Below are 20,180 nucleotides of genomic sequence, written 5' to 3'. Positions count from 1 at the left end.
GCAGCGATGGATTTTAATTTGAAAGAAGAACAGCAGCAGTTCGCCGACGCGCTGCACCGCTGGGTCGACAAGGATTACGGTTTCGACGTGCGCCAGCGCATCGTGCACTCAGCCACGGGCGTGTCCGACGTGGCCTGGAACACGCTGGTGGAACTGGGCATGACGGCCTTGCCGGTGCCGGAAGAGCAGGGCGGCTTCAACGGCAGCGCGGTCGACCTGTGGGTGGTGATGCAGGAGATCGGCCGCGGCCTGGTGGTCGAGCCTTATTTCGCCACCGTGTGGGGCGCGCAATTCCTCAAGCTGGCCGGCAACCAGCACCATCTGCTGGAGGAGGTGGCCAGCGGCGAGCTGAAGCTGGCCTGCGCGCTGGGCGAGAAGCACGCGCGCCATGAGCTGTCGGACATCAAGACCATCGCCAGCATCAACGGCGAAGGCTACCGCATCGACGGCAGCAAGACCGTGGTGATCCACGGCGCCCAGGCCGGCGCGCTGATCGTCTCGGCCCGCAGCGCCGGCGCCCAGCGCGACACCAACGGCATCAGCCTGTTCGTGGTGCCGGCCGACACGCCCGGCGTCATCGTGCGCGACTACCGCACCATCGACGGCCAGCGCGCCGCCACCGTGCAGTTCAGCCATGTGGCGGTGCCGGCCTCGGCGCTGCTGTGCAAGCTGGGCGGTGGCTGGGAGATGCTCGACGAGGCGGCCGACTACGGCGCCAGCCTGCTGTGCGCGGAGGCGGTGGGCGCGATGGACGCGCTGTTCGCCGCCACGCTGGACTACCTGAAGACGCGCAAGCAGTTCGGCACGCCGATCGGCGGCTTCCAGGCGCTGCAGCACCGTATGGCCGACATGTACATCCACCTGGAGCAGGCCCGTTCGATGGCGATGCTGGCGGCCGCCCGCATGTCCTGCGGCGACGCCGAGGAGCGCCGGCGCGTGGTGTCGGCGGCCAAGGTGCGGGTGGGGCAGGCCTCGAAGTTCCTCGGCCAGCAGGCGGTGCAGCTGCACGGCGGCATGGGCGTGACCGACGAACTGCCGGCCGCGCACCACTTCAAGCGCCTGGCCATGATCGAGCTGACCCTGGGCGATGTCGACCACCACCTGGAGCGTTTCATCGCCCAGCGTGGCTTCCAGCAGCATTCCTGATGCGCAGCTTCGCCAACCTGGCGGCCATGAAGGCCGAGATCGGCAACGAGGTGGTGGTGTCGGCCTGGGTGGCCATCACCCAGGCCCGCATCGACCTGTTCGCCGACGCCACCGGCGACCACCAGTGGATCCACACCGACGCCGAGCGGGCGGCGCGCGAGTCGCCCTACGGCACCACGGTGGCGCACGGCTTCCTGACGCTGGCGCTGCTGCCGGCGCTGCTGGTCAGCGCGCTGCACATGGTGGACATGACGATGGGCCTGAACTACGGCCTGAACAAGGTGCGTTTCCCGGCCCCGGTGCCGGTCGGCAGCCGGGTGCGGGCGCGGCTGACCATCGCCGCCATCGACGACATCGCCGGCGGCGCCCAGATCCTGTGGGGTGTGGTGATCGAGCGCGAGGGCGGCGACAAGCCGGTCTGCGTCGCCGAGTTCGTGATGCGGCGCTACTAGTCCTTGGCTTGATCGCCCGGCAGCACGCTGCTGCAGTGGCGGTTGCGGCCGCCCTGTTTGGCGCGGTAGAGCTGGCTGTCGGCGACCCGGATCGCGGCGTCGCTGCCGCTGACGTCGAGCGGCGCCAGCGCGGTGCACACGCCCAGGCTGGCCGAGACGTGCGGCGACGTCGGCGAGGCGGCGTGCGGAATGGCCAGCCGCCGCACCTCGTCGAGGATGCGGCGCGCCACCACGTCGGCGCCGTCCGCGCCTTCCTGCGGCAGCAGCAGGATGAATTCCTCGCCGCCGTAGCGGGCCAGCAGATCCTGCGGCCGCGCGGCGCAGCGCGCCATGGCCGCGCTCACCTGTTGCAGGCACAGGTCGCCCGCCTGGTGGCCGTAGTGATCGTTGTAGAGCTTGAAGTGGTCGATGTCGATCATGATCACCGACAGCGGCAGGCCGGCGCGTGCGCAGCGCCGCCACTCGGCCTCCAGGGCGTCGTTGAAGCTGCGGCGGTTGGCCACGCCGGTCAGGCCGTCGGTCATGCTGAGCTCGCGCATGGCGTCGGCCTGGCGCTTGATGGTGAGCTGGCTGCGCACGCGCGCGCGCACCACCGCGACGTTGAAGGGCTTGCTGATGAAGTCGACCGCGCCGGCCTCCAGCGCGCGGGTCTCGTCTTCCGGCTGGCTCAGCGCGGTGACGAAGATCACCGGGATGTCCTGCAGCCGCGGCGAGTTGCGCAGCGCCGCGCACACCGCGTAGCCGTCCATGCCGGGCATCACCGCGTCCAGCAGGATCAGGTCGGGTTGCTGTTCCAGCGCCATGTCGAGCGCTTTCTCGCCGTCCAGCGCGAACAGCACGTCGTGCTCGTCGCGCAGGGCGTGATGCAGGATCTGGATGTTTTCCATGGCGTCATCGACCACGAGTATGCGTCCGTTCCTGGCCAGGTTGGTCCAGCTCATGCACTGTCCTTTCGTTGCAACATATCTGCCACCATTTTTTGCGCAACGGTGAAATTCAGCGTCTCGATCGCTTCCGCCAGCGCGCCGGCCTGCGCGCCGGGCGCCAGGGCCGGGCGCAGCTGCCGGAAGTGGTCCAAGGCTTTTAAGTTGTTATTCTGAAGCAAACACTGCAACTCCGCCAGCTTTTGCGGCAAGTCGTGTGTCACAGTGTTGCCTGGAGGAAGATCCGGCACCGCCAGCTGGCGGGCCGCCGCCACCAGCGCTTGCAGGGCGGACTCCAGCTGGTCCAGCGCGGCGTGCAGCGCGGCCGGCTCGGGCGCGGCCTGGTGCAGGACGGTTTCGGCGTTGGAGGTCAGGCCGGCGACCTCGGTCGCGCCCAGGTTGGCGGCCACGCCGCGCAGCCGGTGCAGGCTTTGCGCCGCCTGCAGGCGCTCGCCGGCCGCCAGCAGCGCCCGGACCTCGCTCACGGTGGCGCCCTGCGACTGCTCGAAACGCTTGAGCAGCGCCACCAGCGCGTCGGCGTTGCCGCCCAGCCGCGCCAGTGCCGCCGCCAGATCGATGCCGGGCAGCGCCGCCAGCGCGGCGGCGTCGCGGCCCCGCCGGGCCGGCGCGGGATCCGCGCGGCCGCCGGCGTGGGCAGCGGCGGGCGCAGCGGGCGTGGCCGCGGTGCCCGCAGCCGTCACGGCGTCGCCGCGCACCAGCCTGTTCAGCACGGTGATCAATTCCTCGACATCGATGGGCTTGGCCACGTGGGCGTTCATGCCGGCCCGGTCGGCGCGGCGGCGGTCGTCCGCCATGACGTTGGCGGTCATGGCGACCACCGGCAGCCGGGCCAGCGCGCCGCCGGCCGCGCGGATCGCCACCGTGGCGTCGTAGCCGTTGAGCACCGGCATCTGCACGTCCATCAGCACCGCGTCGCATCGCTGCGGATCGGCCAGCAGCAAATCCACCGCCAGCTGGCCGTTGGCCACCGTCTCGACGTTGGCGCCGGCGTGGTGCAACATGTACTGCGCCACCTCCTGGTTGATTTCATTGTCCTCCACCAGCAGCACGCGCATGCCGGCCAGCCGCGCGTGCAGCGGCGAATGCTCGCCGGGCGGCGCCATGCCGGCGTCGCGGCGGTCGCCCGCCAGCAGCGCGGCGACCCGCTCCAGCAGGCGCGCCGGGCTGACCGGCTTGGACAGCATGCCGGCCGCGCCCAGGCCGCCGCACTGCTGGCCCTGCGTGGCGACGACGTGCTCGGCCGCCATCAGCAGCAACGGCGGCAGCGGCTGGCCGGCGCGCAGCTTGTCCTGCAGGGCGGCGCCGTCCGGCACCGGCAGGTCGCAGTCCAGCAGCATCAGGCCGTAGGGCTGGCCCAGCTGGCTGCGCTCGTGCAGCAGGGCCAGCGCGGCGTCGGCGTCGGCCGCGCTGCTGGCGACCCAGCCCAGGTGCCCGCAGGCGCGCTGCAGGGCCTGCCGCACGCTGGCGTTGTCGTCGACGATCAGCACCGCCAGGCCGGCGGCCAGCGACGGCGCGGCGGCCGGCGCGCCGCATTCGAGCGGGCAGGTGAACAGGAATTCCGAGCCGACCCCGGGTTCGCTGCTGACCTCGATCGCGCCGCCCATCATGTCGGCCAGCTGGCGGCAGATCGCCAGGCCCAGGCCGGCGCCGCCGAACTGGCGGCTGGTGCTGCTATCGGCCTGCGAGAAGGCGCCGAAGATGTGGGCCTGCTGTTCCGGCGCGATGCCGATGCCGGTGTCGCGCACGCGGAACTCCAGCAGGATGGCGCGCAGGCCCGGCTGCTCCGGCGGCGCCGTGCCCGGCGCCTGCCGCACCTGCAGCACCACCTCGCCGTGCTCGGTGAACTTGATGGCGTTGCCGATCAGGTTGAGCAGCACTTGCTGCAGCCGCATCGGGTCGCCCGCCAGCTCGGCCGGCAGGCCCGGGTCGATGTCGTAGACCAGCTCGATGCCCTTGTCGCAGGCGCTGCCGCTGACCAGCACGCTGATGCTGCCAAGCAGATGCTCCAGGCTGAAGCTGGCATGCTGCAGCACCAGCTGGCCCGCCTCCACGCGCGAGAAGTCCAGCACGTCGTTGACCAGGCCCAGCAGCGATTGCGTGGCCACCTGGATCTTGTCCAGGTAGCCGCGTTCGCGCGGCGCCAGCCCGGCCTCCTCCAGCAGGCGCGCCAGGCCGATGATGGCGTTCATCGGGGTGCGGATCTCGTGGCTCATATTGGCCAGGAATTCGCTCTTGGCGCGGCTGGCGGCCTCGGCGCGGTCGCGCGCCAGCACCAGCTCCTCGTTGAGCTCCTGCAGGTGCAGCTCGGTTTCCTTGAGCTCGGTGACGTCGGACACCAGCACGAAGAAGCCGCGCACCGGGCCGCCTTCCTCCTGGTCCGGGATGTAGTTGACCCAGGTGTGACTGAGCTCGCCCGACGGCCAGCGCAGCTGGTCGGCGTAGCCCTGCGGCTGGCCGGCCAGCGCGCCCTGCACATAGGGTGCGCTGACGGCGTACTGGGCCGCGCCCACCAGCTCGGGCATGTGCGCGCCCAGCATCTGTCCGGTGTGGCGGCCGTGCCAGTCGAGGAAGTAGCGGTTGGCGAAGCGGCAGCGCAGGTCGGCGTCCCAGTAGGCCACCATGCCGGGCAGGTTGTCGGTCACGGTGCGTACGAAGTGCTCGCTCTGCGCCAGCTGCTCCACGGTGGCGCGCAGCGCCTCCCTGGCCTGCTTGCGTTCGGTGATGTCGAGCGAGATGCCCAGCACGTGGGTGGCGGCGCCGTGCTCGTCGCGCAGCGCCACCTTGCGGGTGGTCAGGTAGCGGGTCTGGCCGCTGGCGTCGGTGATCGGCTCCTCGGCGATCTCGGTCACCTCGCCGGCGGGCGCGGCTAGCACGCGGCGGTCGGCGGCGGTGAAGAAGTCGGCCTGGGCGGTGGGCACCAGGTCGTAGTCGCTCTTGCCGATGAAGGCTTCGCCGCTGGGGCGGCCGAACATCTGCGCGCCGTGGCGGTTGAACAGCTCGTAGCGCAGGTCGGCCGCGCGTTTCAGGAAGATCATGGCCGGCATGTTTTCCAGCATCGAGCTGAGCAGCTGGCGCGAGCGCCGCAGTTCCGCCTCCGTCCGCTTCAGCTCGCTCACATCCATCAGCAGGGCGGTGATGCCGATGATGCGCCCGTCTGTGCCGAACTGCGGATAGTAGCTCAGCACCCAGTGGCACAGCTGGTCGGGCGAGGCGGCCGGATAGCCCGAGCGCTGCAGGCCGGTCAGCGGCTTGCCGCTGTCGAGCACGGCGCGGTAGTCGGCCAGCACCCCGCGCCGCACCTCGGCGTCCGGGATCATCTCGCCCACGTGGCGGCCCAGGTGGGCGATCACCGGCTGGTCGTTGAGCGCGGCCAGGTAGTCGTTCAGGCGGACGAAGCGCAGCTCGCTGTCGACATAGCTCAGGCCGACCGGCGCGGTGGCGTACAGGGTTTCCAGCTGGGCGCGGTTTTTTTCCAGCTGGGCGGTGCGCTCGGCCACCAGCTCTTCGAGCTGGGCCTGGTTGCGGCGCAGGTCGCCCTCGAGCGCGAGAAAGGCCAGTCCGACCTCGTCGGCCTCGCGGAAGGTCAGCCTGCCCAGCGTGAACGGGCTGCCGCTGGCCAGCGCCTGGGCCGGCCCGACCAGCTCGCGCACCGAGCGGGCGATGCGGCCGCCGACCCACCAGGCCAGCGAAAAACCGGCCAGCAGCACCGCCGTCATGGTCAGCGAGATGGCGGTGACGGCGGCCAGCAATTCGTGCAAGGCCTGGTCCTGCGGGGTGGCGATGGCGACGGTGACGCGGCTGACCGGCGCGCGGCTGAAACCGAAATAAATCGGCGTGCCGTCGGCCGCCTCGGTGGGCAGCAGGGCCTCGCCGGATGCGCGCAGCTGGGCCCGCATTGCCGCTTCGGCCGGGCGCGCCTGCAGCTGGCGCGGGCCGCCGGCCTGGGTCACGAAGACGCCCTCGGTGTCGTACAGCGTCATGGCCTGGTGCGGACCGATTTTCTCGTCGCGCAGGATCTCGGCCAGCCGCTCCGGCTTGAACAGCGCGGTCAGGGCGTAGGCCAGGCGGCCGTCGAGCATGACCGGCAGGTCGAGCGCCAGCAGGGCCTGGCCGTTGATGGCAAGCACCGACAATTGCGGCCGCGACTGCGCGTACAGCAGCGCCAGGCGGCGCCGGTTGTCGGCGCTGCTGAAGCTGGCGGGCAGGTCCGCGCCCAGGTGCAGCGCGACCTTGCCGGCGGCGTCGCTGAGCAGGAAGTGGGCGACCGGGAATTGCGGGCCAAGCAGGGGGGTGGCCTGGCTGCGCAGCGCCGCCAGGTCGCCGCTGTGCAGGCTGGGCGAGGCGGCCAGCGCGCGCAGCGCACTGTCGGCCTGCAGCAGGTCGCGGTCGATGGCGGCGGCCACCAGCCGGGCCGACTGCCGGGTGTCGTCCATCAGGGTGTTGCGTTCGCGCTGGTAGAACTGGCCGACCACGGCGCCAAAGCCTATCGCTGTCGGCAAGGCGCAGGCCAGCACCAGCAGCGCGATCTGCGAGCGGATGGAAGGCAGGCGTGGACGGTTTGGTTCTGGCACGTGTGGGACCCCGGCGGCGGCCAGCGACGGGCTGGCTGCACGATAGTAGCCGACGCCGGCCGTTTCAGAAAGCGATTTTGTCCACCACAGGCAACGGTCAGATCGGCTTGCCGCAGGCGTAGCTCCAGGCCAGCTCGGCCATCGGACGCGCCATGCGGCCCGATTCCAGCGCCTGGGCGCTGGCGGCCGTGCCGTCGACATGGCGCTTCATGATGCCTTGCATGATGCTGGCGAGGCGGAACATATTGAAGGCCAGGTAGAAGTTGAAGTCCTCCAGCCGGATGGTCTTGCCGGTGCGCTCGGCGTAGCGGGCGATGTAGTCCTGCTGCGAGGGGATGCCCAGCGCCGCCAGGTCCAGCCCGGCGATGCCGCGGAACTGCCCCGGTGCGATGTGCCAGCTCATGCAGTGGTAGGAGAAGTCGGCGAACGGGTGGCCCAGGGTCGACAGTTCCCAGTCCAGCACCGCCAGGATGCGCGGCTCGGTCGGGTGGAACAGCATGTTGTCGAGGCGGAAGTCGCCGTGCACGATGGCGGTGTCTTCTCCCGGCGGGATGTGGCCGGGCAGCCAGGCGATCAGCCGGTCCATCGCCTCGATGGTCTCGGTCTGCGCGGCCAGGTACTGCTTGCTCCAGCGCTCGATCTGGCGCCCGAAGTAGTTGCCGGGCTTGCCGTAGTCGGCCAGGCCGATGGCCGCGTAGTCGACCGTGTGCAGCTGGGCGATCACGCGGTTGAGCTCGTCGTAGATGGCGGCCCGTTCGGCCGGTGTCATGCCGGGCAGGGCCTGGTCCCACAGCACCCGGCCCTCGACGAACTCCATCACGTAGAAGGCGCGTCCGATCACGGCCTCGTCGGTGCACAGCGCGTACTGGCGCGCGGCCGGGAAGCCATGGCGGCTGAGCGCGTCCATCACGCGGTACTCGCGCTCGATCGCGTGCGCCGACGGCAGCAGCTTGGCGGCCGGCGCCGGCTTGGTGCGCAGCACGTAGTGCCGGTCGCCGATGCTGAGCTTGTAGGTGGGGTTGGACTGGCCGCCCTTGAACTGCTCCACGCTCAGCGTGCCGTCCGGGTAGCCTGCCACGTGCTGGCGCAGATAGGCGTCCAGCGCCGCCACGTCGAACTGGTGGCGCGCTGACACCGCCTTGGTGCCGATGAATTCTTCGAACATGCTGTCTCCCGGGTTGTAGGTGTCAGCTATTCTAGACTAATAAAAGTACGTGCGTGCTTTTTATTTTATCGGCGGCGCGGATCGCCGCCGCGTCAGAAGAACAGGGCGGTGCGCTGGATGACGGTGCCGTTGTTGGTGTAGGCGGCGGTGGCGCGCACCGAGCCGGTGTTGTATTTGCCGTCGTCGAGCTTGCTGTCGACCTGCTCGGCGAACGAGTCCGGCAGGTTGTCGAGGCGGATGCCGTTGCCGCCGCGCCCGCCCACCACGTCGTTGTAGATGTAGACCGCGCCGCCCTGCGCGCTGGTCATGAAGTCGGTGGTGCCGTTGAACGAGCCGGTGATGAAGCCGGCCAGCGCCAGGTGCTGCGGCGCCAGCTGGTACTCGGCGATCTGGCCGTCGCCGTTGCCGTTGCCGGTGGCGCCGGGCGCGTGGGTGGTGCCCTGCGGATCGTCGCCCGGCAGCGCGCGGAACTTGTCCTGGTAGGCGTTGACGGCCGCCGTCAGCGAGGTCGATTGCTGGATGATGTTCTTGACGCGGGCGCTGTCGATCAAGCCCTGTCCCTTGAGCACGCCGCCCAGCAGCAGGCCGATGATGACAAGCACGATGGCGATCTCGACCAGGGTAAAGCCGCGTTGGCGCAGTTGGATGGCAGGCATGGTGTTCCTTTCTTTGGATGGTGCTATCTTACAACAATGCTCAGTGCTTGGGGGCGGGCGGAGGGCCCAGCCGGTCCAGCCGCTCGGACAGGAACTGCAGCTCGTGCGGATCGGTGATCAGGCCGTCGCGCAGCAGGCCGCCGATCAGCGCGCGGGCGCTGTCGAGTTCGTTCATGTCCTCGGCCATGAACACCTCCAGCTCGCGCGCCCACGGCGGCACCCCGGGCCCGGTGGCGCGCAGCCGGATCGCCTGCGCGTAGCGGCGCGCCAGCGGCAGGTCGTGCAGGCGGTGGCGCGCCACCAGCGCCGCGTGCGCCAGCCACGGCCAGCGGCGGTCGGGGTCCTCGGCAAAGCGGGCGTAGACGAAGTCCAGCATCAGCCGGCAGCGCGCCGGGTCGCTGACCGAGCCGTACACCTCGCTGGCGGCCAGCAGCGGATACTGGCTGCGCGGATCGAGCTCCAGCGCCCGCTGCAGCCAGCCGGCCAGGCGGCCGTAGTCCAGCGTGCGCCAGGCGATGTCCAGGCCGGCCTGGTCGTCGTAACCCTGCACATACAACATGGTGGCGCGCGACAGCGCGGCCGGCTCGCCCAGGCTGGCCAGCTGCAGCGCCGCCAGCGGCGGCGGCGGCGGCAGGTCCTGCGCGCGCGCGCGCGGCGCCGGCCGGCCGCCCTGCCACAGCAGCTGCAGCAGCAGCGCCGCCGCCAGCAGCAGCGGCACCGCGCGCGGCACCGACGACAAGGGCCTGAGGGCGGAGGCGGCCATGGTCAGAGATTCTTGCGGTACAAGTCGAACAGCGCGGCCAGCGCCAGCAGCGCCACGTACAGGGCGGTCTGCGCCGCCACCGCCAGCAGCGCGGCGGCGCTGCCGTCGTGGTACACCAGCCAGCTGCTGCGGGTGAACTGGTCGAGGTGGGGCAGCAGCAGCGCCAGCAGGTCGACGCCGCCGCCCAGCGCCCGCTGCAGCAGGCCATCGTCCTGGCGCGGGCCGTGGCCGAGCAGCTGCAGCGTGCCGACCACCCGCGCCAGCAGATAGAAGGCGCAGGCGGCCGCCAGCGCCGGCAGCGCCTGGTTCAGGGTCAGCATGCACAGCACGCTGAAGGCGGCCACGATCCAGCACTCGCACAGCAGCGACACGGCCCACAGCGCGGCCTGCGGCGGCGGCGCGCACAGCAGGCCCAGGGCGCCGAACAGCAGCGCCGGCGCCAGCGCCAGCGCGCCGAAGCCGGCCAGCTTGCCGGCCAGGTAGACGGCGCGCGGCTGCGGCAGCGCCATCAGCAGTTCCAGGCCCTTGTCGGCCGCCTCGCGCGCCATGCTGGTGACGACGAAGCCGGCGACGACGAACACCGCGGCCAGCCGCAGCAGCGTGCCCAGCAGCGCCGCCTGCAGCTGCACGCTCTCGGTCAGCGCCAGCCGGCCGAGGAAGGCGCCCAGCGCGAGCGCGGCCAGCGCGCTCGCCACCAGCAGCCACAGCAGGCGGTTGCGCAGCCCTTCAAGCAGGGTATAGCGGGCGATGGTGAGCGCGGCAGGCAGCATCGGCATCATGGCAGGCGCTGCGCCGTGACCATGCGGTTGTACAGGATGTTGGGCGAGATCCAGACGACCACGTCGTCGTAGGCGCCGCCCGGCGCGCGCGGGTTGTCGCTGGCGTCGCGGCTGACCAGCATGGTGCCGCCGCCCAGGTTGGTTTTCTCGTCGTCGTTGCCGGTGCCGGCGTCGGCCAGGCGGCTGTTCTGGTCGCTGGTGGCGCCATAGCCGTTGCGGCCGAACGAGATCAGCGCGGCCGGCACGTCGTTGTTCTCGGTCAGCGGCATGAGCCGGCCCTGGCTGTCGCGGGTGAGCACGCTGATGTCGCGCGGCGTCTTGAGCGTAAACAGCAGCACGCTGTCGCTGAAGGCCGGCGTGACCGTGTAGCCGAGGATGCGGTTCCAGCCGTCCAGCCGCGCCACGCCCAGCGTGGTCCACGGCAGAAAGCCATAGCGCTTGTTGCAGGCGCTGCCGATGCGGTCTTCCAAGCCGTTGACGGCGGAGATCGCGGGGCAGGGCAGGTAGCCGTTGCGCACCGCAAAGCCCATCAAGGCGTCGCGGGCCTGCTCCATCGCCTGCTGGGTGTCGTGCAGCTTCTTTTGCTCGAGCTGCGAGCTGAGCGGCGCGATCATGCCGCCGATCAGCAGGCCGACGATCAGCAGCACGATCGCGATCTCCACCAGCGTAAAACCGCGCTGGCCGCGCTGGCGCAGGCTAGGGTTCATTGACATCCTTGACGCGGCCCTCGCCGAGGTCGTAGCGCTGGCCGGGCTTGAGCACGATGCGCTTGCCCGAAGGCAGGGTCACCGTCAGCGCCGTGCTGCGGCGGTTGGCGAAGTGGTTTTGCGCGCCGCTCTGCGGCACGTCGTTGAGCCACACCGTGCTGCGCCCGCTGCTGCTGCGCAGCACGCCGTTCATGACCAGCGTGGGCGGTGGCGCGGCGGCCGCCTGCTCGCCGGCCGGCGCCGCGTTGGCGGCGGCCCCTGGGCCGGCCTGGCCCGGCTGGTCCCCGCCCTGCTGCATCAGCGCGGCGCTGCCGTCGCGGTGGGTTTCCATCTCGGCCCGTTCGGCCGGCGTGGCGAACAGCCGGCCCAGCACCGGCCCGGCCGCCGCCGGCAGCGCCAGCCCGGCCGCCAGCAGCACCGCCAGCAGAAGCGCCGCGCGCAGGCGCGCGCTCATGGTTTGCCCCTGCGCGCGGCCGGCGCCGGCGCGGCCTTGGGCGCGGTGTCGAGCGTGATCCAGTTGAGCGTGCAGTCGGCGCCCAGGCTGGGGCCGCCGACCGCGCCGGCGACGCGGCCCAGGCGCTTGATGGCGCAATCCTGCACCGCGAGGAAGCTGCGCAGGCGCAGGTCGTCGAGGAAGTTGAACAAGTCCATTTCGTGCAGCAGGTCCATATGCAGCCGCATGCGGCTGCCGTACAGCTGGTATTCGCCCAGGTCCAGCGCAGATTCCAGCCGCACCGCCTGCTGCGGCTCGATCTCGTAGCTCAGCGGCAGCAGCTTGCGCTGCTCCTGCGAGCGGCGGATGATGTCGACCCATTCCAGGCGCCGCTCGGCGCCGATCAGGCCGCGGTCGCGCAGCTCGATGTAGCGCGGCTGGAAATTGCGGATGTCGCGCTTCTCGTTGTCGACGTGGGCGAAGCGCGCATAGGCGACCTCGCGCGTGCGCTGGGCCTGCTCGAGGCGCTCGTCGGCCTCGTGCAGCTTCCAGCCGCTCACCAGCAGCGCCGTCAGGCTGATGGTGACGCAGGCGATGGCCACCAGCACGGCGGTGCGGATCAGCGCGAACTCGGCCACCCAGTAGGGCAGCGCGATGGTGGCCCTGGGCTTGCTCTTGCCGGGAACGGGATGGGCGCTCATGGATTCCATACCAGGTTGAGGGAGAATTTGGCGCGCGCATCGACCGTGGCCGGGCCGGCCTTGCCGCTCAGCTTGACCGAGGAACGGGTGTCGAGCGGCGGCTTGTCGATCGCCACCGTCAGGCGCGGCTGGCGCGCCAGCTGCTGGGCGAAGCGGTTCATGCTGTCGACCGCGCCGCGGTAGTCGTCCTGGTCGGCCACGATCTCGGCCTCCACCAGCAGCGCTTGCGGCGGCCGGCCGGGGATGCCGGCCAGCAGCGACGAGATCGGCACGGCCTGGGTCTCGTCCAGGCCGGCGGCCGGCGCCGGGCCGGGCAGGCTGACCTTCCAGTCCAGCTGCAGCAGGCGGATCTGCGGCGACTGCTCCAGCGCGGCGCTGACCATGGCCACCATGGCCAGCGGCGACGGCGCCTGCGTGGCCAGCATGCGCTCGACGTTGACCGCGGCCCGCATATTGGCGGTGCTGGTCACGCGCGGCGGCATGGCCGCCATCACCGCGCGGTAGCGCTGGTCGTACTGGCTGGCCTCGGCCAGCAGGCCGGCGCTGGCGGCGTCGGCGTCCCCGGTCTGCCACAGGTTGGCGCCCAGCCACAGCAGGCTGCACAGGCCCAGCCCGGCGCTGGCCACGTACAGCGTCAGCCGGGTGCGCCACAGCAGGTAGTAGCGCCGCAGCGCGCCCAGCGCGTAGAGGCCGTCCGGGGCCTGGCGCCCGAGCCGGCCCAGCAGCATGGGCTCGGCCACGCGCGCGCCCAGCTCGGCCACCGCGCTGTCGTCGGTGCGCAGGCCCATGGCGCTGGCGGCCGCGCGCAGCGCGATGAAGCGGAACGCCGTCTCCGGCCCGTTCTCGCATTGCGCGCTCAGCGCCGGGGTGGCGGCGGCCGGCGCCACCACCACCGCGTGCAGCACGGCGCCGCGCCCGAGCAGGCGCACGCTGGTCAGGAACTGCTGGGTCTTGGCGGTCTCGGCGCCGATGTCGATCGGCCGGTTGTCGCGGTCGATGGCCGGCGTCAGCCGCGAGAACTTCAGCTGGCCGTGCTGGAAGTAGCTCTGGCGCCAGCCGGCGCTCTGCTGGGTGATCAGCAGCAGGTGCTCGTCGCGCAGGCCCAGCTTGCGCACCAGCTCCGTGCTCAGCAGGGTGGTGCTGGTCAGCCCGGCCAGCGGCATCTTCAGCTGTTCCAGCGCCTTCACCCACGGCTGCACGGCGGCCACGTTGGTCAGCGCCGCCAGCAGCACCAGGTCGTCGCGCCGGCCGCCGCTCTCGCGGCCCTGCACCTCGGCGTGGCGGTACGGGGTGTCGCGGTATTGCTGCAGCAGCCGGCGCTGCAGCAGCTTGCGGCCGCCGGCGCCGCCCACGTGGGGCAGTTGCACGCGCTGGAAGTCCTCCTCGATCAGGTCGGCCAGCAGGTAGGCCGGCATCATGCCGTGGCTGTCGACATAGTCGAGGAAGCGCTCGACGCCGGCGTGGTCGTTGCTGAACAGCGCGCCGCCCGACAGGCGCCCGCCCTGCCACAGGTAGGCGCACAGCTGGTCGCCGCTCAGATAGAATAAGTGTTTGCTAATTAGCACGGCCGCCTCAGGTTCGGATCTTGCTGATCGTGTCGTAAATCGGCCCCATCACCGAGAGCATGATCCAGCCCACCATCAGGCCCAAGATCACGGTCATCGCCGGCTCTATCATGGTCTGCACCTTCTCGATCATCTCCTTGACCTCGCGGTTGTAGAAGTAGCTGACGTTGCGCAGCGCGCCGTCCAGGCCGCCGGTGGCCTCGCCCACCTTGAGCATGCGGATCACCAGCGGCGGGAAGATGCCGGTGATCTGGAACGCCGCCGTGATGCCCTGGCCCTCGGAGATCAGCTGGGCCGCGCGGCGCAGCCCGGCCGCGATCACGCGGTTGCCGACGATGCCCTCGGACAGGTGGATGCATTCGAGCACGGTGATGCCGGAGCCGTACATCATGGCGAAGAAGGTGGCGAAGCGGGCCAGGATGATCTTGTGCAGCACCGGGCCGATCATCCAGATGCGCAGGGTCAGGCCGTCGGCGCGGTAGCGCGCCTGCTCGCTGCGCGCCAGCCAGGCGCGCCCGCCGAACCAGGCGAGCGGCGGCAGCGCCACCAGCACATACCAGTAGTCGATGAAGATGCCGGAGACGAAGATCAGCGCGCGCGTGTGCAGCGGCAGCGTGTTGCCCATGTTCTTGACGAAGGAGGCCAGCTGCGGCACCAGGTAGATCATCAGGAAGAAGGTGACCGCCACCACGAAGCTGCCGACGGCGGCCGGGTACATGACGATCTTCTTGGTCTGCGAGGCCAGCTCGTCCTGCCACTTCAGGCTGTCGGCCAGGTTCTTGAACACCTCGGCCAGCTTGCCGCTCTGCTCGCCCGCGGTGATCAGGCTGACGAAGGTCAGGTCGAACACCTCCGGATAGGCCGCCAGCGCCGCCGAGAGCTGCAGGCCGCCCTCGATGTTCTCGATCAGGCCGGTGATCATCTCGCGGAAGCGCGGATGGTCGATGCTCTCGCGCAGGTCGTTCAAGCCCTCCAGGATGGGCACGCCGGCGCCGGTCAGCTGCTCCATGTGGAAGCAGAAGTTGATCAGGTCGTGCCGCGTGATCAGGCGCTTGAGCGCCAGCACCCGGCTGCGCGAGACGCGGCACTCGATCAGGTCCAGGCCCATGCGGTGCAGCCGCAGCTCCAGGTCCGGCTCGTTGGCGGCGTCCATATTGCCCGGCTGGATGTGGCCGGTGGCGTCCATCGCGCGGTAGTAGTATTGGGCCATCAGGCGGGCCGCTCGCTGAGGCGTTCGGTCAGGTCCACCACGCGGCCCACTTCCTCCAGCGTGGTCACGCCCTCGAGCACGCGCCGCACGCCGTCGTCGATCAGCGTGTGGAAGGCGCCGGCCGCGGCGGCCGTCTTGAGCTCGCGGGTCGAGGCGCGGCGCGCCACCAGCTCGTCCAGCGCCGGCGTCATCTTCAGCAGCTCGATGATCGCCAGCCGGCCCTTGTAGCCCTGGTGGCCGCAGGCCGGGCAGCCGACCGCGTGGTACAGGGTGGGCGCCGGCGCCGCCTGGTCCAGGCCCAGCAGGCGGCGCTCGACGCCGTCGGCCTCGTGCGGCGCGCGGCAGGCCAGGCACAGCTTGCGCACCAGACGCTGGGCGATGATGCCGATCACGTTGCCGGCCATGATGTCGGGCACCACGCCGATGTCGAGCAGGCGCGGGATGGCGCCGATGGCCGAGTTGGTGTGCAGGGTCGAGTACACCTGGTGGCCGGTCATGGCCGCCGAGAACGCCATCTCGGCGGTCTCGCGGTCGCGGATCTCGCCCACCAGGATGATGTCCGGGTCCTGCCGCATCATCGAGCGGATGCCGTCGGCAAAGCCCATCTTGGCGGCCTCGTTGACGGCGGTCTGGCGTATCATGTTCATCGGGTACTCGACCGGGTCCTCCAGCGTCATGATGTTGACGCTCTCGGTGTTGATGTGGTTGAGGATGGAGTACAGGGTGGTGGTCTTGCCCGAGCCGGTCGGGCCGGTCACCAGGATCACGCCGTCGGGACGGGCGATCATCAGCTTGAGCAGGCTGAGCTCGTTCTCGCCCAGGCCCAGGCCGTCCAGCGGCACGATGCCCTTCTGCCGGTCCAGCACCCGCAGCACGAAGTTCTCGCCGTGCGTGGTGGCCTGCGCCGAGGCGCGGAAATCGATCTGGCGGCCGGAGAACTTGATCGAGATGCGGCCGTCCTGCGGCGCCCGGGTCTCGGCGATGTTCATGCCGCTCATCACCTTCAGGCGCACCGCCATCGCCGGCCAGTAGGACTTGTGCAGGCTGCGGATCTGGCGCAGGATGCCGTCGATGCGGTAGCGGATGCGCAGGAAGGACTGCTCCGGCTCGAAGTGCAGGTCGGAGGCGCCGTTCTGCACGGCGTCCGCCAGGATGGCGTCGATCAGCCGCACCACCGGCTGGCTGTACTCGTCCGAGGTGCTGCCCAGGCTGGCGTAGTTGACCTCGCCCGTCTCGATCTCGTGCAGGATGCCGTCGATCGACAGCTCGAAGCCGTAGTACTGGTCGATGGCGCGCTGGATGTCGGACTCGTTCACCAGCAGCGGGCTGATGGTGATGCCCTTGACCAGCATGGCGCTGATCTGGTCCAGCGCGACGATGTTGCTGGTGTCCGACATGGCCAGGATCAGGTTGTCGGTGGCGCGCTCGTAGACGATGGGGAACACCTTGTAGCGCTTGGCCACGTCCTTGGGGATCAGCTTGAGGGCGATCGCGTCCACCACCAGGCTGGTCAGGTCGGCGCTCTGCTGGTTGAGGTTTTCCGACAGCGCCATGCGCACCGTGGCCTCGGTCACGAAGCCCAGCGTGATCAGCAGCTTCCCCAGCGGCTCGCTGCTGCGCTTTTGTTCGATCAGGGCGATGCGCAGCTGGTCCTCGCTGATCACGCCTTTCTGGATCAGCAGCTTGCCGAGTGGAAGTTTTGCTTGTTCTGCCATGGATCTGTTCTCTCGCTGCCGGCTCAGCGTGCGCCGGCGTTCAATTCCTGCATGCGGGTGCGCAGCGCGCTGCGGTCGAAGGCGGCCGCGCGGTTCTGCGCCAGCGCCAGCGCGCGCTGGTAATAGCCCAGCGCCAGCTTGCCCTGGTTCAGCCGGTCCAGGCCGATGGCCAGGTTGTAGGCGTAGTCCGGATTGTCCGGCGCCGCGCTGAAGGCGCGGAAATACGCCTGCTGGGCCTCGGACCAGCGGCCCTGCTGGGCATACAGGTTGCCCAGCGCGAACTGGGCCGGCGCGGCGTCCGGATTGGCGGCCAGCAGGGCCTTCAGGCGCGTCTCGTTCTGGCCGGGGTCGCCCTGGCGCAGGCCCACCAGGCCGGCCACGGCGGCGGTGTCGTTGGGGTCGAGCTCGAGCAGGCGCAGGTAGCGGCTGGCGGCGGCCTGGCTCTGGCCGGCGCGCGCGGCCAGGGTGGCCAGGCCGAGCAGGGCGTCGCGGTTGTTCGGGTCCTGGCGCAGCGCGGCCTCGTATTGCTGCTGGGCGGCGGACAGGTCGCCATTGTTGAGCGACTGGTAGGCGCCGTTCAGCGCCGGCGCCAGCGGTGAGGCCTGCACCGCGCGCGCCACCTTGATCTCGCTGTTGTCGGGCGCGGCCAGCGGCGGCAGCTGGTCGGCCTGCGGCGCGGCGCGCTGGGCCTGGACCGCCTGCTGGGTGGCGGCCAGTTGTTGTTCGGTCTGTGCCAGCCGGCGTTCCAGGTCGTCGCGCGCGGCGTCGTGCCGGGCGGGCGGCGCCAGCAGCGGATCGGTGCCGTCGGCGGGCGCGGCCTGGCTGTCGGGCGCGGCCCGCACCAGCTGCGCCGGCGTGGCGCCGGTGGCGCCGGGCGGCGGCATCGGCACCGGCGGCAGGCGCGCGCCGGCGCCGGGCGCCATGATCGCCTGCCAGTAGTAATAGCCGAAGCCGCCGACGATGAGCAGCAGCGCCGCGACCAGGCCGATCAGGCGCAGCCGCGCCGGGTCGATGCCGGTCGGCTCGACCGCCTCGGCGGCGGCGCGGGCGCGGGCGGCGCCGCGCGGCTTGCCGGCTTTCTCCGGCTTGTCGGCCTTGTCATTTTTGCCGGCGTGCTCGGCGCGCGCCTGCGGCCTGGCGGCCGGCTTGGCAGCCGTCGGCGGCGGCGCGGGAGCGGGTGCGGGGGCCGGGGCCGGGGCCGCCGCGGCCGGGTCGGCCGGATCGGGCGCCAGGTCCAGCGTCAGGCCGGGCGGCTGGTGGTCGCTGGGCGCGGGCAGCGGATCGGGCATGGGGCGCGGCGCCAGGCTGGCGGCCGGCGCCATCGGCTCCAGGCTGAGGCCGGCCAGCGGATCGGCATGGCGCTGCGGCTCGGCGCGGGCCGGCGCCTGCGCCGCGTCCGGCGTCAGCGCCAGGATGGCGTCGAACGCTTCCGACGGCTTGTCGACGTCGTCCTCGCTGGCCGAACCTTGTTTGGCGCGTTCGGCCTTCTTGAGCGCCTGCATCAGTAGACTCATGATCCGTTCGCCTTGGCGGTGGGGGAAGCGGGCACGGGCACCGGGTAGGGCGCCTTGTCGGCCACTTCGCCCGGCAGCATGTAGCGGTATTCCTTGTAGTCGCCGTTGACGCTGGCGTCCTTGACCACCACCGGCCGCATGAAGATCACCAGCTCGGTCTTGGTGGTGGTCTCGTTGCGGTGGGCGAACAGGTTGCCCAGCAGCGGCACGCTGCTCAGGCCCGGCATGCCGTCCCGGGCGTTGTCGACCGAGTCCTGCATCAGGCCGCCCATGACGGCGATCTGGCCGCTGCTCACCTTCATCAGCGATTCCAGCTCGCGCGCCTGGATCACCGGCACCTGGCTCTCGACCTTGGCGTCGGCCAGCGCCGGATTGGGGTCCTTGACGTAGCCGACGATGCGGGTGATGGTCGGGCGCACGTTGAGCGTGACCTCGTCGCTGTCGGAAATCTGCGGCGTCACGCTCATCACGAAGCCGACCGGCACCGTCTCCAGATGGGACTCGTAGGTGGCCTGGGAGATCGGCGTGCCGTTCTGGCCCAGCACGGCCGGCGTCACCTTGATCGAGAAGAAGACGTTGTTATCGACCACCTTGAGCAGCGCGGTCTGGTTGTTGAGCACGCTGATCTTGGGGCTGGACAGCACCTTGACCTTGCCGAACGATTCCAGCAGCTCGATGGTCGCGGCGATGTTGCCCAGGCGGCTGGCCGGGTTGGTATAGTTCAGCACGAACACGCCGGGATTGGTGGCGGTGGGGATGGTGGCCGAGCCCAGCGCGCCCTGGTTGAGCTTGAGGCCGCCCCGGGCCAGCGATTGCCAGTTGATGCCCTGCTGGTACTGGTCGCTCAGGCGCACCTCGATGATGGTGGCCTCGATCAGCACCTGGCGCTTGGCGGCGCCCAGCACGATGTCGAGGAATTCGCGGATCTTGGCGTGCTGGCGGCCGGTGGCGCGCACGGCGATCAGGCCGCCCTCGGCGTTGACGATGACCGACGAGCCGTTCTGGGCGCTGGCGGCGCGGCCGCCGAAGGCGCCGTTGTCGGCCGCCGGCGCCAGGCCGTTGGCAGGCGCGGCAGTGGTCGCCGGCGCGGCCAGCGGGTCGACCGGGTTGTCGGCCAGGTTGGAGGCGCGCAGCATGTCGCGGATATTCTTCTCCAGGCTGTACCAGAAGTTGTTGTCGGAACGGTTGTTGACCACGGTGGTCGAGTTGTTGCTGCCGTTGCCGTTGGCGCCGTTGTTGGTCTGCGCCTGGCTGGCGTTCTGCTGCTGGCCGCCGGCCGGCGTGGTGGCGGCCACCGGATTGGAGGCGGCGACGCCGCTGCTGCCACCGCCGCCGGTGGTCGAGATCTGGGTGGCGATGTTGACGCTGCTGTTGGTGCTGCGCGCGATGTTGACGTAGTCGACCTTGTAGTTGCGCCATTCCGGCGTGTCCGGCAGCACGGTCAGCGTGGCGCCGTTGATTTCGTAGCGCATGTCGACCTGGCGCTGGATGCGGTTCAGCAGCTGCGGCAAGGTCTGGTCCAGCGCGTTCAGCGTGACGTTGCCCTCGATGCCGGGGTGGATGTCGATGTTCAGGCCGGCGTCGCGCGCCAGCGCGAACAGCAGCGACTGCACCGGCACCTTGTGCACGGTCACGCTGTAGGTTTCCACCTTGGGCGCGGCGGCCGGCGGCGGCAGGGTCGCGCTTTGCTGCACCGGTTCGGGGATGGCGCCGGCGGCGCGTGGCGGCTCCGTGATGTGGGTCGGCGAGATGGGCAGGGTATGGGTCGCGCACGCGCTCAGCAACACGCTGCACACCATGGGGACAATGGGAGAGGCGAGTTTTTTCATTGTTTCTTTCCGGCCCGGGGGAAGTGCAGG

The 20,180-nt window shown here is 70.5% G+C and carries 16 protein-coding genes; 2 read left to right on the top strand and 14 right to left on the bottom strand.

The features are described 5' to 3' along the window. The first annotated feature begins 6 nt into the window (after positions 1-6). Both ACEN9O_RS26580 and ACEN9O_RS26575 read left to right on the top strand, forming a co-directional pair. Positions 7-1,146: an acyl-CoA dehydrogenase family protein gene (locus ACEN9O_RS26580; protein ID WP_495614797.1), complete on the top strand. Its 1,140-nt coding sequence runs from the start codon at positions 7-9 to the stop codon at positions 1,144-1,146. Continuing rightward, positions 1,146-1,598, top strand: coding sequence for a MaoC family dehydratase (locus tag ACEN9O_RS26575; protein WP_495614796.1), 453 nt, complete (start codon positions 1,146-1,148; stop codon positions 1,596-1,598). Before ACEN9O_RS26580 ends, ACEN9O_RS26575 begins: the two co-directional genes overlap by 1 nt. Here ACEN9O_RS26575 and ACEN9O_RS26570 read toward each other — a convergent pair. The 14 genes from ACEN9O_RS26570 to mshL all read right to left on the bottom strand — a co-directional run bounded on the left by ACEN9O_RS26570 (position 1,595) and on the right by mshL (position 20,150). After that, positions 1,595-2,539 carry a diguanylate cyclase domain-containing protein gene (locus ACEN9O_RS26570; RefSeq protein ID WP_495614795.1) on the bottom strand — a complete coding sequence of 315 codons (945 nt, stop codon included), beginning with the start codon at positions 2,537-2,539 and terminating at the stop codon, positions 1,595-1,597. The two genes, ACEN9O_RS26575 and ACEN9O_RS26570, sit on opposite strands and share 4 nt — an antisense overlap. Then, complete coding sequence (locus ACEN9O_RS26565) at positions 2,536-7,113, bottom strand: PAS domain-containing protein (protein ID WP_495614794.1); 4,578 nt, start codon at positions 7,111-7,113, stop codon at positions 2,536-2,538. The genes ACEN9O_RS26570 and ACEN9O_RS26565 overlap by 4 nt, the downstream gene beginning before the upstream one ends. 97 nt (positions 7,114-7,210) lie before the next feature. Next, positions 7,211-8,278, bottom strand: coding sequence for a phosphotransferase (locus ACEN9O_RS26560; protein ID WP_495614793.1), 1,068 nt, complete (start codon positions 8,276-8,278; stop codon positions 7,211-7,213). Positions 8,279-8,370: 92 nt separating this feature from the next. Further along, positions 8,371-8,934 carry a prepilin-type N-terminal cleavage/methylation domain-containing protein gene (locus ACEN9O_RS26555; protein WP_495614792.1) on the bottom strand — a complete coding sequence of 188 codons (564 nt, stop codon included), beginning with the start codon at positions 8,932-8,934 and terminating at the stop codon, positions 8,371-8,373. Between the two features lie 40 nt (positions 8,935-8,974). Then, complete coding sequence (locus tag ACEN9O_RS26550) at positions 8,975-9,697, bottom strand: hypothetical protein (RefSeq protein WP_495614791.1); 723 nt, start codon at positions 9,695-9,697, stop codon at positions 8,975-8,977. 2 nt (positions 9,698-9,699) lie between these two features. Further along, positions 9,700-10,476 (bottom strand): ABC transporter permease, encoded by a 777-nt coding sequence (locus ACEN9O_RS26545; RefSeq protein WP_495614790.1) that lies wholly within the window; start codon positions 10,474-10,476, stop codon positions 9,700-9,702. Beyond that, positions 10,473-11,183, bottom strand: coding sequence for a prepilin-type N-terminal cleavage/methylation domain-containing protein (locus ACEN9O_RS26540; RefSeq protein ID WP_495614789.1), 711 nt, complete (start codon positions 11,181-11,183; stop codon positions 10,473-10,475). The genes ACEN9O_RS26545 and ACEN9O_RS26540 overlap by 4 nt, the downstream gene beginning before the upstream one ends. Then, positions 11,173-11,637, bottom strand: coding sequence for a hypothetical protein (locus ACEN9O_RS26535; RefSeq protein ID WP_495614788.1), 465 nt, complete (start codon positions 11,635-11,637; stop codon positions 11,173-11,175). The genes ACEN9O_RS26540 and ACEN9O_RS26535 overlap by 11 nt, the downstream gene beginning before the upstream one ends. Further along, positions 11,634-12,317 carry a hypothetical protein gene (locus ACEN9O_RS26530; RefSeq protein WP_495614787.1) on the bottom strand — a complete coding sequence of 228 codons (684 nt, stop codon included), beginning with the start codon at positions 12,315-12,317 and terminating at the stop codon, positions 11,634-11,636. Before ACEN9O_RS26530 ends, ACEN9O_RS26535 begins: the two co-directional genes overlap by 4 nt. After that, entirely contained in the window at positions 12,314-13,882 is a 1,569-nt protein-coding gene (locus ACEN9O_RS26525; RefSeq protein ID WP_495614786.1) for a hypothetical protein, read from the bottom strand. The genes ACEN9O_RS26530 and ACEN9O_RS26525 overlap by 4 nt, the downstream gene beginning before the upstream one ends. 7 nt (positions 13,883-13,889) lie before the next feature. Beyond that, positions 13,890-15,092, bottom strand: a complete 1,203-nt coding sequence (locus tag ACEN9O_RS26520) for a type II secretion system F family protein (protein ID WP_495614785.1) — start codon at positions 15,090-15,092, stop codon at positions 13,890-13,892. After that, positions 15,092-16,807, bottom strand: a complete 1,716-nt coding sequence (locus ACEN9O_RS26515) for a GspE/PulE family protein (protein WP_495614784.1) — start codon at positions 16,805-16,807, stop codon at positions 15,092-15,094. Before ACEN9O_RS26515 ends, ACEN9O_RS26520 begins: the two co-directional genes overlap by 1 nt. Positions 16,808-16,830: 23 nt before the next feature. Continuing rightward, complete coding sequence (locus ACEN9O_RS26510) at positions 16,831-18,321, bottom strand: tetratricopeptide repeat protein (RefSeq protein ID WP_495614783.1); 1,491 nt, start codon at positions 18,319-18,321, stop codon at positions 16,831-16,833. After that, complete coding sequence (gene mshL / locus ACEN9O_RS26505) at positions 18,318-20,150, bottom strand: pilus (MSHA type) biogenesis protein MshL (protein ID WP_495614782.1); 1,833 nt, start codon at positions 20,148-20,150, stop codon at positions 18,318-18,320. Before mshL ends, ACEN9O_RS26510 begins: the two co-directional genes overlap by 4 nt. Positions 20,151-20,180 lie beyond the last annotated feature (30 nt).

This window comes from Duganella sp. Dugasp78, assembly GCF_059491455.1.
Note: the sequence above shows the minus strand (reverse complement) of the source record. Positions and strands in the feature narration are given on the sequence as shown.